Genomic DNA, 16,979 nt, shown 5'->3' on the forward strand with positions numbered 1-16,979 from the left:
CGGCGAGGTCACTCCGTCACTCTGTTGCGAAGCCTGCCCTCATCGAACAACAGCTTTACCGTTTTTGCTGCATTCGTGCGCATCTCTATGGCTGCGTGATCGGAGTAAAATGCATTGTGCGGCGTGATGACCAGGCGGCCTGCGAGCCAATCCTCACGGTTGCGCCATGCTTCCAACAGAGGGTGATTTCCCGGCGGTTCACGCAGTAACGTGTCGATTGCTGCCGCTGCGACCTGCCCGCTCCGAAGCGCTGCTTCAAGCGCATCGAGATCTTCGATCAATTCCCCTCGCGCAGTGTTGACGACAATCGTGCCGTGTTTCAACCGGGCGAGGCCTTCAGCGTTCAGAATGCCGCGTGTCTGCGCTGTTGCCGGGCAATGAAGGGTGACGATATCCGACTGGGCGAAAACGTCATCCAGTCGCTCGGCCCGTTGATAACCGATGGCTTTCTCGTGCCCGGGTGGCTGGCCGGGATCGTAACCAAGCATGCGAAATCCGAAGGGCTTCAATCTGTTGATGACTGCCGTTCCGATTCTGCCGACGCCAATGACCCCGACCGTAGCACGGTTCGAGCGGGAAAGCGGCTTCAAGCTGTGGATTTGCCAACCGGAACTATATCCTCGGGCGCGTTCGTCATGTTCCCAGAGACGCCGATGCAGGGAAAGGATCATCGCAAGCGCATGATCGGCAACTTCCTCTGTCCCATAGTCGGGATTATTGGCAAAGGGGATGCCAGCAGCGGCAAGGGCCGCAAGATCGATCTTTTCGTAACCGACGCCGTAACGAACTACGCCCTTGCAGCGGGTCAGGTGGTTTATGGTCTTGGGTCCAAGCCGCGCGCCCCATACCATCAGCGCATCAAGCCTGGCCAGACGACCGGGGTCAAACGACGTCTCGTCCGTGCTGGCGAAGAAGTCGATCTCGACGTCATCACCAAGCACTTCCGCTTCGAGATCGGGCCGGCCGATCATGTGATCGGTAATCCCGACCACATATTTTTTGGCTGTCATCCCGTCTGTCCCTATGCCGCTGGCTTATCTTCCGGATCCGAGGCCAGCGAACCCGCGGCCTATTCGGCTGCAATCGCCGCAGAGATCGAACGAGCGCTGATCAGCAAAGACGCTTCGGCAAGCGCCTGGTTCACGCGACCGAGGATGGCCGGTGAGGGAGCACCTTCGACGAAATCACGGCCCGAAGCGTAGATTGCAGTCGGTGTGACAAAGGCTTCGAAGAAGGCAAAGAGCGGTCGCAACTGATGTTCGACCACAAGCGAGTGCCGGTCCCCGCCACCGGTAGCGGTTAGAACGATCGGCTTGCCGCGCAGGTCGGAAGGATCCAGCAGGTCGATCACATGCTTGAATAGACCGGTGTAACTTCCCTTATAGGTCGGCGAACCGATGACGAGGGCTTCTGCCTCGATAATCGTCCTGATCACCTTGCGGGCGGCTGGATCTAGATCCGTGACCGATCTGGCGGTCGCCAGCGATGGGCCGAGGTCCTCAACATCGAAGACCACGTGCTGAAAACCGGCTTGCGCCGCCAACGCTTCCGTCACATTCTCCACGAAGCGTCGCGTACCTGAAGGGCGCGAGATGTTGCCCGAGAAGCCGACAATAAGATTGTTACTCATTCAAATCCCTTTCAGAAATGCGGTCACAGGCTGTTAGCCGTCAGTGAGGTTTCTCTCGCTTGCTCAGGCGGTCTTGAGGATCGCAACATTGGTCACATCGTCGGACCGGCCGGCATTTCTTCTTTTCCACTTATCGAAAGCGGCGCGTCCAAGGATGGAGACGGTAGTATCCTCCTGCGGCGCGTGGACCAGTACGGATTGGATATCCCGGAAATGACGTTCAAGGCCCAGGTCCGAGCTCAGGCCCGGATTGCCGATGCCGCGTACCGCAATCTCGACAGCGTCCCGGATCTGCCGGCCGGCAAGTAGTCTTGCCCTTATCAGTGCCTCCGCGTCGTCACTATTGTGATCCAGCGTGCCGAATATGATCTGGCGGGCGCCTGAAATGGCCAGATCAATTTCCCCTGAGAGCGTAACAAACCGCTCTGTCCGAGCGATGGGATGGCCGAGGTTGGCCGGTATGCGTTCATGCGCGAACTGGATGAAGACAGCTTGGGCCGCTTCGGCTGCGCCGAGATAGATAGCAGTCAATGCCAGATTGATCGCAGCATGAGCTCGGTTATCCTGTTGGGCGATAGAAGGATCAACCAGGTCCAGCGCGTTTTCTGTCGGAATTTCAACATCCGTGTATGCGACGTCATGGGACCCGGTCGCTCGCATGCCAAGGCTTTTCCAGTTCTCGATGACCTCAATACCCGGAAGGCCGTTTGGCACGACGAAGGTTCCGACGCGCGCCGGCACTTCGTCCGTATGTGCCCAGACGAGAAAATGCGTCAGGCCATGGGCACCCGTCACGAAACGTTTTCGGCCAGAGATCGACCATCCGTTTGCCGTGCGGCGCGCGATCGTTGCAGGCAGGCCGCCGCGTGCGGGCGAACCGAGTTCAGGCTCCACGCGAGCCGCGTTAAGCAGCAAGGGGCGTTGTTTGGCCTCTTCCAGCAGTTGCCTATAGAGGCCATCCGGCCAATGGCTCTTTGTCGCCTGGCCGAGATGGTTAAAGATCGTCATGGCACTGATCAGTGCCACCGAAGGATCGCCACGACCAAGTGCTGCCAGAATATGCGCGGCATCACTCAGCGTTGATCCTTCACCGCCATAACGGCTGGCCACGGTGCTTTCCAGCAAACCCGCCTCATGAACGGCACGGATACCGACCCATGGGAACTGGCCGGTCTGATCCGCATCGGGTGCGGCTTCTGCAAGGATGCGTGCCGTAGCATCTAGGAGAGTTGGATCATAGGACATGCAGTTCTGGGCTTTCCGGATTGCAGGGAATATCTCCCCGAAGAAGCGATTGAGTTCGCTGTTTTAACTGAAGTGGGTGAAGATCCGGCAAGGTGCCGGACTTTCCAGGTTTACGCGGCCGTCTTGCGCTTGGCCTCTTCCCGCTCGCGAATGCCTTCGCGCACGAGTGGAAGCACGTAGCGTCCGTAATCGACGGCATCGTTGTAATTGTCGTAGCCGCGGATCGAGATCAGATCGGCGCCGAGATCGATATAATCGAGGATCGAGTCCGCGATCGTACGTGGTGAACCGACGAGTGCCGTGGTCGCGCCGCTGGCATTGGTCGCGGTGACTGTCGGATACCAGAGGGCGCGGTCATGCACGTCGCCACGCTTGGCGATTTCCAGTAGTCGCTGCGAGCCGACATTGGCCGGCGGCGGAGCGTTTACCGGAGCACGATGAAGACCCTTCTGGCGGTTCTCGTTCAACTGGTCGAGAACCCTGTGCGCCTTTTGCCACGCAAGTTCGTCGGTTTCGGCGACGATGGGACGGAAGGTGACCCAGATGCGCGGGCGATCTGTCCGGCCGGCCTTTGCCGCTTCCGCATAGATCCGTTCGATCTGCTGTTTTGTTTCGGCAAGCGGTTCGCCCCAAAGGCCGAAGATATCGCAGAGGGAGCCGCCGATGCGATAAGCCGCGTCGGACGAACCGCCTAGCGAGATCGGGATCAGCCCGTTGGTCGGGCGCACGGCACTGCGAAACTGCTTGAACTGGTAATATTTCCCGTCGAAATCGAAGGGTTCCTTCGATGTCCAGGCGAGGCGCAGGATGCGGATATACTCTTCCTGCCGCTCGTAGCGCTCTTCCTTGTTGAGGAAGTCACCCTCGCGCGCCTGCTCCTCATCGCTGCCGCCGGCGATGAAGTGGACGACGACGCGACCGCCGCTCAGCTGGTCGAGCGTAGCGAGCGATTTTGCCGCAACGGTCGGGTAGACAGTGTTTGGCCGCAGCGCCACGATGATCTTGATGTGCTTGGTATGTGCCAGCACCGTTGCGCCCAGCGTGAAGGGATCGAATGACGACGAGGAATAGGGGATCAGCGTATAGTTGAAGCCGTAATCATCCAGCGAACGAGAGTAGCGTTCGAGGAACCGTGGATCCACAGGGGCGTCGGGAATGGGGTGCAGATCATTCGACGCATTGGGAAAGCTTACGCTGATAAATTCCGCGGTCATGTGAGCTCCTTAAGTTTGGCAGCCGATGCGCAAAGGTTAAGCAGCGGCAGATGGATGAGGAAGACAGGTCGTTCTTTTTCTATGGAGTATGTAGAAAATATTCTCTGCGGTTGATGATGCTTTAGACGGTGTTACCGCGACCCTGACCGTTCTTAGTGCTGCAGGGCGGGCGACCAGCCGAATGCCGGGGCTACGGTTTGGGCAAGGTCGCTCAATAGCCGGATGTTTTCGGTGAGCCCGAAGGCTGGTGGCAAAAAGAGGACCAGCTCGTCAGCTGCGCTGAGACCTGGATCGTTAAAGATGGATTCGATCACCTGATCGGGTGTTCCCTGGAAAACGGGAGATATGAGTGCTCCGACCGGCTGGCTGGCGGGTGCGAGCGCGCCCTTGGGACGTGATGCGGCAATGCCATTGGTCCGACGATCCAGATCATACGCGGCATATTTTTCGCGAAGCTCGGCGGTTGTGCCAACAAGAACAGAGGCGGCGACGGCTACCGGCGGTGGCTCGGTTGCCCAGAGCTTGCGCCAGGTCGTGCGGTAGGCTTCGATGATCCGAGCCTGATAGTCGCCGAAGGTCTCGCCTTCGGACTGATCGTGCAGCACGGTCCCGGAAATCAGTCCGATACCGAGTTCGGCAGCCTGGATCGCTGAGCCGAGGCTGGCTGAACCCTGCCGGATACGGCTGCGCAGGGTCGGGCTATGTGGGGTGACCCGTAGCTCGGCTCCCAGTGATGCCCCCTGAACCGGCTCGGTGACGGTATGCAGGATTTCGCCGGAAACAGCCGAGAGGAAACGTGCCTGGCGGCGTTTGGCCTCCGTGCGGGCGTCGGTATCGACGGTGCCGAAGACAGCATCGAAAGCCCCATTGGTCCCGGTCGAGATGGCAAGCTCAAGCCGGCCGCCGATCAGAAGGTCCGTCGTACTGGCAGCTTCTGCGAGAAGGATGGGATCCTGATAACGCATCGGGATGACGGCTGATCCGAGCGTGATATGCCGCGTATGCTGGCCGACGGCTGCGAAAAATGGAAGCGGTGAGGACAGGTAATGATCGAAATGACGCTGATAGGCCCAACCCGACTGGTAACCGAGTTGCTCGGCCTGTCCGAACAGCTTCAGTCCGTCGCGCAGTCCTTGAGCTGGTCCGGCATCGTCATTGAATGACACGCGTGTGTTGAAACCGAGCCGCTGCTTGGGACGGAATGAGCCGGGTAGGCTTTTGGCCGGAACGGCGATGGTCATGCGATCTGTTCCTTTCTAAAGACTTCCCGAGGTTTCGGCTGGGTGGTGTTGGCCAGATTGGTAATGCCCGCCGGGATCGATTCCAGGAGGGTCGCCGTGTAGGGATGCTGCGGATTGCCAAAAATATCCGCGACGCTGCCATGTTCGACGATGCTGCCTTGCTGCATGACGGAGACGGTATGTGCGAGCTGGCGGACAAGCGCGAGGTCATGCGAGACGAAGACATAGGTGAGGCCCAGCTTGGCCTGCAGCGACAGAAGAACCTCGACGATATCCGCCTGGACGCTGACATCGAGTGCCGATGTCGGTTCATCGAGAACAATCACATCGGGTTTGAGGACAAGCGCTCTCGCAATTGCCACACGCTGCCTTTGCCCGCCTGAAAGTGCACCCGGCTTGCGGGTAAGCAGGTGTTCAGCCAAGCCGACATTGGCGAGCGCCTCGCGTACCCGTTCTGCACGCTCTTTCGGTGTTCCAACCTTGAAACGGTCCAGAGGTTCGCCCACCAGATGCTCGACGGTCCAGGTCGGATCGAGTGAGGTGAAGGGGTTCTGGTAGACGAGCTGGAGGTGCCGCCATACGGCACGCAATGATGCGTGCGAGCGGCCGGACAGTCTTTCACCAGCAACTGAGATCTCGCCCGCGTCCGGCTCTTCAAGCCCGAGCAACAGCCGGATGGTTGTCGTCTTGCCGGAACCCGACTCTCCGACCAGTGCATGAGTTGTACCGGGAGCGACGGCAAAAGAGATATCGTTGACAGCTGTCAGTGTCCTGCCGTCAACCGTAAAGCTCTTTCTTACCGCGTTGACCTCGATCTTCGGAGCCTCGTCGGCACTGCGCAAACGCAAGCCCGTCTCCCTTAGCCTCGCGTACCGATCCGGATTGAGAGCCGGTACATCGGCATGCAATTTCCGCGCATAGGCCGAGGTCGGGGACGAAAATACCGAGGACGTCTTTCCGGCTTCCTGCACCACACCGTTCTTCAGCACGACGAGACTGTCCGTCCTTTCGGAAGCGATGGCGAGATCGTGGGTGATGAGCAGCAGGCTAATATTCAGATCATGCTGCAACCGGGAGAGAAGATCGAGAATCCGCTTCTGGATGGTTACATCGAGCGCGGATGTCGGCTCGTCGGCAATCAGAAGCGCCGGCCGAGGCAGAACGGCGAGTCCGATCAGCACACGTTGCAGCATGCCACCAGAGAGCTGGTGAGGGTAGGAAGAGAAAACCCGTTGAGGATTTTCGAGCCCCACCTGGGCAAAGGTTTCGAGGACGAGAGCTTTGCGGATCGAGGCATTCGGCTCGTCCGTCAGCTCTGCCGCTTCCATCGCCTGTGCGCCGATCGTACGCACCGGGTTGAGTGCATTGCCGGGATCCTGAGGGACAAAGCCGATCTGGCGTCCGCGCAGTGGTCGGAAACGGCGCTCGGGAAGGGCCAGCAGGTTGTCTCCGCCAAACCGAACGGCGCCGGAGGCTGTTGCACCGCTCGGCAACAACCGCAGAATGGCGCGGGCAATCGTCGATTTTCCGGAGCCGGACTCGCCGATCAGGGCGAGGCTTTTGCCACGTCCGAGTTCGAACCCAACATCGTGCACGACATCCTGCCGTCCATAGGACACAGACAGATTGTCCACACTCAGCAGAGGGGTGACGGGTTGCGGCGCCGGAGCGACCGTAATTGCGTGAATGAGAGCGGCGCTCAGTCTGTCTTGCGAAGCCATCGGCTGATCCTGTTCACTGAGAGTACGGTTACGATCGTGATGAAGGCGGGCGCATAAACGAGCCATGGCCATTTGAGGTAATCCTTGCCGATCGAGATCAGCAGGCCCCAGTCTGAGGCAGGCGGCGGGTCGCCGTATCCAAGGAAGGCAAGGCTGGCGATGACCAGAATGGATTCGCCGAACTGCAGCACCGCAAGCGGCAGCACCGAGCGCGAAGCATTCGGCAGGATATGCCGCCAGAGGATGTACCAGCGCGAACCGCCGGACAGGAATGCGGCCTCGACAAATGTCGCCTGTCTGGTCTTGATGACCTCTGCGCGGGTGACGCGTGCAAAGATCGCCACAGCCGATACGCCCGTCGCTATTGCAGCATTGATCGTCTCGAAGCCGATCGCGGTGACGACGATGACGGCGAGCAGGAATTTCGGGATGGAAAGCAGGACATCGACGAGACGAGCCAGAACGACATCGACCCAGCCGCCAAGGAAACCTGCCAGCAGCCCGATCAGTCCGCCTGCCAGAACGCCGATCACCACGGCAACCAATGCGCTCGATACCGAGGAGGCCGTGCCGTAGACAACGCGAGCGTAAAGGTCGCGCCCGAGGTGATCTGTGCCGAACCAGTGCGCGGCACTGGGGCCGAGCAATTTGTCTGCCGGAACACCCACGACCGGACTGTATGTGGTGAATAGCTGCGGCGCGATTGACCAGGCAATGATGGTCGCGGTGATCAAGAAGGAGAGCGCAACAATCGGCGGCATTCGAAGCGCTTCCGCCCAGCCGCTTCGGCTTCCGCGTGAAAGTGTGGAATTCGCGACAAAGGTCATGGCATCACCACTCTGGTGGGGCCGATCGATGTCTCGTCCGCAGTGGTCGGCTGGCGTTTCCGCCCGCCCAGAATTTTCACGCGCGGATCGAGGAGGGGGTAGAGAAGGTCCGCAACGAGATTGACAAGAACGAAGATCACGGCGCCGAGCGAGACAATGGCCTGCAGGACGGGCAGGTCCTGTGTGCTGACCGATCGTTGTACGAGACTGCCGATACCGGTTCGCCCGAATACCGTTTCTGTAATCAGAGAACCGCCGAGAAGTTCACCGATCGTAAGGGCGATGACGGTGACGACGGGGAGCGAAGCCGGCTTCAGCAGGTGGCTTACGAAAAGACGCGCCTGACCGAGGCCGCGGCTGCGGGCGACGGTGGCATATTCCTGCTCCGCCTCCTTATCGAGATTGGCGATGAGGACCTCTGCGATCTGTGCGGAAATCGGGATGCCGAGCGCGATTGCCGCAAACAGGGTTGCCCAGAAACTATCCGGATTGATCACCCGGAACAGCCCGAGCTGGAAACCGAACAGGTGGATCAACACCAGGCCGATGACGAAATTCGGTACAGACAGGAACAGCGAGGGAAACCCGCGAAGCAGGCCCTGCCCGTATCGCTTGGGAACAAAACGGGTGCCATAGGCAACAAGCATGGCCAGGACCAGCGCGACGGCGAGACCCGCCGATGCCAGAATAAGCGTCGAGGGCAGGACCTCGGCAATCAGCGTCGAGACGGGCCGGTTGGACCGCATCGAGATGCCGAGGTCGCCGGTCAGGAAGCCGGACAGCGAATGCCAGAGCTGGACGATGATCGGCTTGTCCAGCCCCTGTGCGGCGATGATCTCGGCGATTTCTTCTTCACTGAAGCCGTTCTGCGGGTTGCGCAGAACGCTGGTGATCGGATCGCCGGGAAGAATGCTGACGACCACGAAGGTGAACACATAGGCCAGCAGGATGACGACGACCGCCTGGCCGAGCCGTTTTGCGGCATAGGTTAGGTAGGCATTGCTCATGCCGGTGCCTCGCATTGGTTGGTTGCTTTATGCGTCAATCGGCAATAAAGGCCGTGTAGTAGCTGGCATAGGCAACGCCGTTATAGACCTCGCCTTTCAGCGTCGGCGATTGCACATAGATGCGCTGGACGATCTGCGTGCGCGGGATGAAATATCCCTGGTCGAGAACGTATTGCTGCAGATCATTCAGCAGCGGGTTGCGCTCATCGAAAGTGCCTGCTCCCGCGATTTTGTCGCGCAGATCGTTGAGCCTGGCATCGCGGTCATCGAGTGCGAACCAGTTCTCGCCATTATTGGCATTTGTCAGGATACCGGCAACCGTTCCGGCGTCGATGAAGCTGCGTGTGACTTCGTATGTCGGGATGGCAGGACCGCCATATTTCACCTTTTCTCCATAGGTCACGACGTCATAAGCACGGATAGCTACCTTCCAGCCAAGCTTGCCGAGCTGCTGGGCGATAAGCTCGTCCACAGACTTGGAGGTGGCGAGATAGGGATTGGAATGGAGCGTCAGCGTAAGCGGTTTGCCGTCCTTGGTGCGAACACCGTCTGCGCCCTTTGCCCATCCCGCCTCGTCGAGCAGCTTTTCGGCTCTGTCGGGATTGTAAGCTAAAAGGCCGCTCTGGTCTGTGGCGCCGGGCACGTTGCTCTGGATGAACGAGGTCGGCAGCTTCCAGTCGGGCGTGTAGACCGTATCGATGATTTCCTGACGATTGATACCGGCCTGCAGCGCCTGGCGAACTTTTACGTCGTCATAGGGCGCGATCTTCGTATTGACCGCCCAGCCATTGACGAAACCGAGATAACGCGGCGTAGCAATCGTATAACCTTCTTCCTTGAGCGACTTCAGCTCCTGGGGGGAGGCATTATAGGCGACATCTGCCTGACCGGACTGGACCGAGGCGACCCGGAGCGAGGGTTCTGACACAAGCTTGTAGGTGATTGAGTCGAGGAAGGCCGGACCGGTATGGCCGACGGCGGCCGGTCCCCAGTTATAATCCTTGCGCTTGACCAGCGTAACGTGATCGCCTTCCTTCCAGCTCTCGACCACATAGGGTCCGCTGCCGGCAGTCTTGCTCAGGTCGGCTTGCTGGGAAGCCGGTTGGGCTAGGCTTTTGGGCGATACGAGGATCGAGCCGTGGTAGCCCAGCGTCGGAATAAAGCCCAGTGTAGGCTTCTTGAAGAACACCTTGACGGTGGACGGGTCGATAACTTCGGCGCGATCGTAAGTCTTGGGGAAAAGGCCGATTGGGTTGATGCCTTCGTTCTTTCGGCCTGCATACCAGATGTCGAGATTGGCAACGACCGCGGCGGAATCGAGCGGTGTACCATCGGAGAAGGTCACACCGTTCTTGAGGTGTAGCGTGAATTCCGTGGCATTGTCATTCTGCTCCCAGCGTTCGGCGAGCCAGGGGCTGACCTTGCCTTCAGCATCAACATAAAGAAGCTTGTCGGTGACATGCCCCCAGATATGTCCTTGGAAGCTGGAGATGGCGCTGTTGTTGGGGATCCAGGTATCGCCGAGAGAGTCAATCAGGAAGGTTATGTCGCCACCATCTTTCGGCGTTTCGGCGGCCTGAGCCGGAGTGAAGCCCGTTGTCGAGACCAAAAGAGCCGCTGCAACCGTAGCCGATGTCGTGATCAGCAGGCGGCGCCGGGAGAGATTGAGAAGAGAAGATCGTTCGGTCATGGGGTGATCCTGATGTTTCGGGGTGTAGGTTGTGTTTTCGATGTTCTGCGAGCGCGCATGCTGGTCCGCGATAAGCGGAAACTGCGCGCGTCAAGCCGTTGCCGCTGCGGTTCCGTGCCGAGCGGGCGAATAGGAAAATGCAAATTCCGATGACTGGACTTCGGCGGAGCCGCTGTTAACTGGTCCTGGCAGGCCGTATCGCGCGCAGAGCGCGCTCGGCGCTACATATTCCGTTCATGACGCGGTCCTCCGTTGTTCAGCAAGAAGATCATGACACACAGCCTATCAGCGCAGCGCCAAGGAGAAAGACTGGTTATTCTTTTTCCATGGAATTAGTGGATTAATTTGTCGCAGTTTAGGAAGCGTTTGGGATTGATGTTTCAAACGTGGTGACGGGGAATGGGGGAGGCCTGAACGCCGGATTGCGAGGCAGGCGGTGAGAAACTGAAAATGCAGCGAACTGCCGGCCTACATCTTGGTCGAGACCGCATACGAGAGATGATCGGCCGGCACAAAGGTGAGGATTTGCGGTCCGGGTTTATGTCTCGGGACCATTCTCATTCGTCACGAATGTCATGCCCTCGAAGACCCGGACCGGTGGAGTGTTGCCAGAAAACCGCTCGACCTCCACTTTGGTGATCTGACCGGTGCAGCCTTGGGCCAATCTGGAAGTGCCTATATCCTGCGTGAGGATATTCGGATTTCCATGGATGCACATCGGGTGTTCCGACTTCGGATCATCCGGCTCGAACCATGCGCCCGTCGAAAGCTGCATCACGCCTTGCCTTACTTCGTCGCTCAATATCGCTGCTGCAAGGCAACTGCCACGATTGTTGAAAAGCCTGACTATATCGCCATCCTCTATATCGCGCGCTGCCGCATCGGCCGGGTTGATGCGGACCGGCTCGCGCTCCTTGATCTTCGTAGAGCGGCTGAAGTCACCATAATCGAGCTGGCTATGCAGTCGCTGGTGCGGCTGGTTGCAAACCAGATGCAGCGGGTAGATCGTTTTATCGACCGCCGCTTCAGCCCTTGCGGGGTACCAATATGGATGACCGCCGCAATCGTCATAGTCGAACGCTGCGATCGTCTTTGAGAATATCTCTATCTTGCCGGATGGGGTCTGCAGCGGAGATGCAGACGGGTCGTCACGGAAGGCACGTGCTGGGCCGCCATCATCGGGTTTGATCGGCAGCCGCAGTTCACCGCGTTCCCAGAACTCTTCGAAATCCGGAGCGTCATGCCCGCCGGCTGCGAGCGCCTGACGTGTCGTTTCGAAAAGGAAGCCGAGCCATTCCCGGGCCGTGCGGTTTTCGGTAAACGCGTCGAATTTCCCGAGATGCCGGGCGATGGCGGAAAAAATCTCATAGTCGTCGCGTGCTTCGCCGACCGGTTCGATCAATTTCTTCATCGCTACCATCAGATCGTCGCGGTCTGCCGCGCCGATATCGTCCCGTTCAATCGTTGTCGTTGCCGGCAGAACGATGTCTGCGTGACGCGCGGTGGACGTCCAGGCCGTCTCATGAACGATGATTGTCTCGGGTCGCCTGAATGCGGCGCGCAGCCTGTTGAGATCCTGATGGTGATGAAATGGATTGCCGCCTGCCCAATAGACAAGGCGAATATCCGGATAGTGCAGATCATTGCCATTATACTGGAATTCGCCACCCGGATTGAGCAGCATGTCCGCGATACGGGCGACGGGGATATAGTCCGCCAGAGGATTCTTGAACTGAATGAGCGTTGGCAGCGGCACGGCCAGCTGGCGTTTTCCGATGTTTCCAAGCGCTCCGAGCGAATAGGAATATCCGCCTCCATCAAGACCGATCTGGCCGAGCATCGCGGCAAGCACAATACCCATCCAGACTGGTTGTTCGCCGTAGTCGGCTCGCTGGAGCGAATGACTGACGGTCACCAACGTCCGCAAGCGTGCCATTGCCCGCGCCAAATCCCTAATTGTTTCTGCGCTTATGCCGCAGATTTCCGCTGCCCATTCGGCCGTTTTCGGCAATCCATCGTTGCGGCCAAGCAGATAGTCCTCGAAGCGCTCATATCCGACCGTATAGCGCTCAAGAAACTCGCGGTTATGCAGTCCTTCTGCCGCCAGCACATGTGCTATTCCCAGCATGAGCGCAACGTCGGTGCCCGGAATGATCGCCAGCCATTCAGAATTCACTTCAGAAGGAAAGTCGTCCTTAAGCGGGGTGATGGAGACGAACCGGGCGCCGCGAGCGCTGGCGCCCGACAGTTTCGGCCGCACGATATGGGCACCTATACCGCCGCCATGCACGTCGGCGTTCTTGATCGCCATTCCGCCGAAGGCGACGACGAGTTCTGTGCTGCGCTCGATTGCATCCCAGGTGACGCTCTTGCGGTCGACCGTGTCATAAGGCCCCAATACATGCGGGATGATGACCGATGCCGCGCCGGAACTGTAGGTGTTGACGGATCGCACGTAACCGCCGAGCACATTTAGAAAACGATGGATCTGGCTCTGCGCATGATGAAAACGGCCGGCACTCGACCAACCATAGGAACCGCCGAATACGGCTTGCGGGCCAAAATCCCGGTAAACGCGGTGAAGTTCGTTTGCGACCAGCTCCACCGCTTGGGGCCAGCTAACTTCAATATAATCATCGGCGCCACGTTTTTTTGCGTGGGCAGGTGCTTGCTCAAGCCAGCCACGCCGGATGGCGGGGCGTCTGACACGAGCAGGACTATCGGCAATCGCCGGAATGTTGCCCAGCAGGGGAGACGGGTGCGGATCGTCGGGATGAGGCCGGATGTGGAGGGTGCCGTTTTCATATCTGCCTGAAAAGGCGCCCCAATGTGAGCTGTGAGGCTTGAACGAGCTCATGGCGGGTATCCTCGGCGATCAATGTGTTTCAGCTGTCGGTCAAGGGCTAATTTGGCAAAACCTTGCCAGGGTTCATGATGCCCGCCGGATCGATAGCATTCTTGATGACGGCCATGAGATCAACGGCATCACCATGTTCAGCCCGAAGATAGGCAATCTTGCCCGTGCCGACCCCATGCTCGCCTGTCGATGTACCGCCGACGGAGATGGCATATTGCACCATCTTCTTATTGATTGAAGCGACTTCGTCGAGTTCCTGCCGGTTGTTCGGATCGACGGCGAAGACGACGTGGTAATTGCCGTCCCCGACATGTCCGAGAATGGCTGCCTGGACACTGCAATCCTTCAGAAGTTCGCGTGTCTTCAGGATGCAGCCACTTAACTCGGAGACAGGCACGCAGACATCGGACGACCAGCCCTTGGCGTTTTCTCGCTGGGAGACGACAGCATAAAAGGCGCTATGACGCGCCTTCCAAAGCCGGTTACGCTCTTCTGCTGCATTTGCCCATTCAAAATCCCGACCGTCGTTTTCCGCGACGATTGCGGCAACCATTTCGACCTGTTCCTGCACGCCGGCCGGCGAGCCGTGAAACTCGAAGGCAAGCGTGTCCTCGATCTTCAGCGACAGGCTGGAGTAGGCGTTGACTGCCTTGATCAGGCCGCGGTCCATCAGTTCCATACGGGCAACGGGAATGCCGAGCTGGACTACCTGAATTGCAGCGGCTACCGCCTGTTCGACGCTTTCGAAAGAGCAGAGCGCAGCAGAGATCGTCTCTGGAATACCGTAGAGACGCAATGTGACCTCAGTAATGATGCCGAGCGTGCCCTCCGAGCCGACGAAGAGCCGGGTCAGGTCGTAACCTGCGGAGGACTTGCGCGCCCGGCCCCCGGTACGGATGATCTGGCCATTCGGCAATACGACGGTTAGCCCAAGCACGTTTTCACGCATGGTACCGTAGCGCACGGCATTGGTTCCGGAAGCGCGTGTAGCTGTCATGCCGCCGATCGAGGCATTGGCACCCGGATCGATCGGGAAGAACAGACCCATGTCACGCAGATGGGTGTTCAACTGCTCGCGCGTAACGCCCGCCTCGACGGTGCAGTCGAGATCCTCGGAGCTGATGCGGGTGATCTTCGCCATGCGCGACAGATCGATGGAAATACCACCGCGCACTGCGGTCAGGTGGCCTTCGAGCGATGTTCCCGCGCCAAAGGCGATGACCGGAACGCTTTCGGCAGCGCATAGCCGCACGATATCGGCCACCTCTTGTGTGTTCTCCGCAAAAACGACGGCATCCGGGATGGCAGGCGTGTGATGGGATTCACCGCGGCCATGCTGTTCGCGCAGGGCCTGCGATATCGAATAACGATCACCGAAGCGTTTGCTCAGCGCTTCGGAAAGGGAGAGCGGAAGCGCGCTCATTTTCCGTCTCCGGTCTCAACAGGTGTATCGCCTTGCTGCCCCCATTCTGTCCAGGCTCCGTCGTAGATCGCCACGTCGTCCTTGCCTGCAAGATGAAGGCCGAAGGCAAGCGCTGCTGCAGTTACACCTGAGCCGCAGCTTGCGATGACAGGTTCGGAAAGATCGAGCCCGGCCTGTTCAAAAGCCTTCGCGATGCTTGGGGTATCGAGAAGTTCGCCGGTCTGGGGATCGGTCAGCGCATTGAATGGCAGATTGAGGCTGCCCGGAATATGACCGGAGCGAAGACCCGGGCGGGCTTCCTTTTCTGTCGCGGTGAAGCGTCCGGCGGAGCGGGCATCGATTACCTGTTCTGCCTGGCTTGCGATATTATCGAGGACCTGTGCTTTCGAACGCACCGCCCCGGGATTGAAATGCGCCTTAAAAACGCCTCTGGAGAATGGTGCAACCTCCTCGGTTACCGGTCGACCTTCTGCCAGCCACTTCCGCAGGCCACCGTCTAGAACTGCGACCTTGTCGTGTCCGAAAGTCCGCAATGTCCACCAGACGCGGCCAGCCGACATAAGGCCGGGCGTGTCATAGACCACTACGATGCTGCCGTTCGAAATGCCGAGATCCGCCGCATATTGCTCGAAAGCTTCGGGCGAGGGTAGCATATGCGGCAACGACGTTTCGTGGTCGGCAATCTTGTCGATATCGAAAAACCGCGCCTTCGGAATGTGCCGGGCGGCAAAATCGTCAGCCGCGATCGGGGTGGCGCCCGGCAGTTTGAAAGATCCATCGAGAATGACGAGATCCGGCTGGTCAATATGCGCTGCAAGCCATTCGGTGGTGACAAGAGAGCCGGGCAGGGAAAGAGACATTGGGAAACTCCGAAAATATAAGCGGATAAACAAACCTGTGCCGCGTCTGCGGCGCATGAGGTCGCTTGAGTGAAAATCAGGCGACCAGCTTTTCGCCCTTCAGATGGCGTTCAAGGAAAGGCAGGCTGTCCTGGCCCCAATAAAGCTCGCCGTCATACAGGAAGGTCGGTAGCCCGAAGACGCCGGCAGCCTTTGCAGTCTCGTAGCTGGATGTGCGGCGTGCCTGCACGGCTTCGCCCTGGCCCAGGTCATCCAGTGCTGCTGAATCAAAGCCCGCTGCCGTCGCAATCGACCGGCGGATCTCGGTATCGCCAATATCTTCGCCACGTCCCCAGAACGCTTCCTGAAGCGCTTTCGTCAGCTTGAGCCAGTCCTGATTGGCCTCGATCGCGGCGACGACCATCAGACCGGCCGGTGCTGGATCGGAAAGTGCGGTGCGATTGTCGAAGTTGAGCGTCTTGCCTCTCAACGCCGCCCAACGTTTCAGGTCTTTCGTCCAGTAGGCGCGGCGCGCTTCGGGTCGATTGCGGGAGTAGATACCGCCATTGTCCTCGACCAGCGGAATGACGTGAGGACGGATCGTGGCGCCATGTTCAGCTGCCAGCGTGGCAAATGGTTCCAACCCGATAAAGGCCCAGGGTGAGCCAATGCTGAAGAAGAAATCGATCGTTTTTGTCATGGTCTGCTATCGCTTTCAGGAGGGCTGCTTGGTGGACACTGCCATATCGAAGACGGAAAGTGCGCAATCACGGGCAATGAGTACGGCACTCGGGTCGCGTCCGACTGCCACGGTAGCCAGCGCGCCTTCGTAAAGAAGGGAAAGATGGGCGGACGCCTGTTGAGATCCGCTGTTGGCCTTTGACATAATGGCAGAGAATATGTCCCGAACCATTGTTTTGTGAGTTCGAGCTACAGAGACGACACGTTCGGAATCGCCGTGTTCCGCGACTGCCAACGCAAATGCGCACCCGCGAAACTCCGGGCTGTCTGCCTTTTCGTGCAAGCGTTCGAAGATCAGCTTTATCTTGTCTCTTGGGGCCATCGCCGCTTCGGTGACGTCTTCGAGAGATCGGATAACTCGATCGTGGCGGGCCTGAAGGTAGGCTGCGACCAGATGGTCCTTGGAAGGGAAGTGCCGATAAAGCGTCGCCTTGGCGACATTCGCTTCTTCTATGATGCGGTCAATTCCCACCGCTCGAATGCCTTCTTTATAGAAAAGTGCTCCGGCAGCAGTGAGGATCTGGTCAGGTATGGCTTCTCTCAT

General features: G+C 58.8%; 14 protein-coding genes. All 14 read right to left on the reverse strand.

The window, feature by feature from the left end; all coding sequences use genetic code 11:
• Positions 1-8: 8 nt before the first annotated feature.
• A complete protein-coding gene (locus tag MRBLMR1_RS27775) occupies positions 9-1,010 on the reverse strand; it encodes a C-terminal binding protein (RefSeq protein ID WP_183685415.1) in 1,002 nt (333 codons plus the stop codon).
• Between the two features lie 59 nt (positions 1,011-1,069).
• A complete protein-coding gene (gene msuE, locus MRBLMR1_RS27780; protein ID WP_148144590.1) occupies positions 1,070-1,630 on the reverse strand; it encodes an FMN reductase in 561 nt (186 codons plus the stop codon).
• Positions 1,631-1,693: 63 nt separating this feature from the next.
• On the reverse strand, positions 1,694-2,875 hold the full coding sequence (locus tag MRBLMR1_RS27785) for an acyl-CoA dehydrogenase family protein (protein ID WP_500067008.1): 1,182 nt from the start codon (positions 2,873-2,875) through the stop codon (positions 1,694-1,696).
• Positions 2,876-2,985: 110 nt separating this feature from the next.
• Complete coding sequence (locus tag MRBLMR1_RS27790; RefSeq protein ID WP_148144592.1) at positions 2,986-4,089, reverse strand: LLM class flavin-dependent oxidoreductase; 1,104 nt, start codon at positions 4,087-4,089, stop codon at positions 2,986-2,988.
• 152 nt (positions 4,090-4,241) lie between these two features.
• Complete coding sequence (locus tag MRBLMR1_RS27795) at positions 4,242-5,330, reverse strand: LLM class flavin-dependent oxidoreductase (RefSeq protein WP_500067009.1); 1,089 nt, start codon at positions 5,328-5,330, stop codon at positions 4,242-4,244.
• Positions 5,327-7,051 carry a dipeptide ABC transporter ATP-binding protein gene (locus MRBLMR1_RS27800; RefSeq protein WP_500067010.1) on the reverse strand — a complete coding sequence of 575 codons (1,725 nt, stop codon included), beginning with the start codon at positions 7,049-7,051 and terminating at the stop codon, positions 5,327-5,329. Before MRBLMR1_RS27800 ends, MRBLMR1_RS27795 begins: the two co-directional genes overlap by 4 nt.
• The gene (locus tag MRBLMR1_RS27805; protein WP_148144595.1) at positions 7,030-7,878 is read right to left on the reverse strand and encodes an ABC transporter permease; all 849 of its coding nucleotides are present in this window, start codon (positions 7,876-7,878) and stop codon (positions 7,030-7,032) included. Before MRBLMR1_RS27805 ends, MRBLMR1_RS27800 begins: the two co-directional genes overlap by 22 nt.
• Positions 7,875-8,885: an ABC transporter permease gene (locus MRBLMR1_RS27810; protein WP_206827243.1), complete on the reverse strand. Its 1,011-nt coding sequence runs from the start codon at positions 8,883-8,885 to the stop codon at positions 7,875-7,877. Before MRBLMR1_RS27810 ends, MRBLMR1_RS27805 begins: the two co-directional genes overlap by 4 nt.
• 34 nt (positions 8,886-8,919) lie before the next feature.
• Positions 8,920-10,575, reverse strand: a complete 1,656-nt coding sequence (locus tag MRBLMR1_RS27815; RefSeq protein WP_500067011.1) for an ABC transporter substrate-binding protein — start codon at positions 10,573-10,575, stop codon at positions 8,920-8,922.
• A 538-nt stretch (positions 10,576-11,113) separates the two neighbouring features.
• Positions 11,114-13,432: a molybdopterin guanine dinucleotide-containing S/N-oxide reductase gene (locus MRBLMR1_RS27820; RefSeq protein WP_500067012.1), complete on the reverse strand. Its 2,319-nt coding sequence runs from the start codon at positions 13,430-13,432 to the stop codon at positions 11,114-11,116.
• 46 nt (positions 13,433-13,478) lie between these two features.
• Positions 13,479-14,855 carry an FAD-binding oxidoreductase gene (locus MRBLMR1_RS27825; protein WP_500067013.1) on the reverse strand — a complete coding sequence of 459 codons (1,377 nt, stop codon included), beginning with the start codon at positions 14,853-14,855 and terminating at the stop codon, positions 13,479-13,481.
• The gene (sseA, locus tag MRBLMR1_RS27830) at positions 14,852-15,715 is read right to left on the reverse strand and encodes a 3-mercaptopyruvate sulfurtransferase (protein WP_206827248.1); all 864 of its coding nucleotides are present in this window, start codon (positions 15,713-15,715) and stop codon (positions 14,852-14,854) included. Before sseA ends, MRBLMR1_RS27825 begins: the two co-directional genes overlap by 4 nt.
• Positions 15,716-15,791: 76 nt before the next feature.
• The gene (locus MRBLMR1_RS27835; protein WP_500067014.1) at positions 15,792-16,394 is read right to left on the reverse strand and encodes a 2-hydroxychromene-2-carboxylate isomerase; all 603 of its coding nucleotides are present in this window, start codon (positions 16,392-16,394) and stop codon (positions 15,792-15,794) included.
• A gap of 15 nt (positions 16,395-16,409) precedes the next feature.
• The gene (locus MRBLMR1_RS27840; RefSeq protein WP_148144602.1) at positions 16,410-16,979 is read right to left on the reverse strand and encodes a TetR/AcrR family transcriptional regulator; all 570 of its coding nucleotides are present in this window, start codon (positions 16,977-16,979) and stop codon (positions 16,410-16,412) included.

This window comes from Neorhizobium sp. LMR1-1-1.1, assembly GCF_040675795.1.
GTDB lineage: Bacteria > Pseudomonadota > Alphaproteobacteria > Rhizobiales > Rhizobiaceae > Neorhizobium > Neorhizobium cellulosilyticum.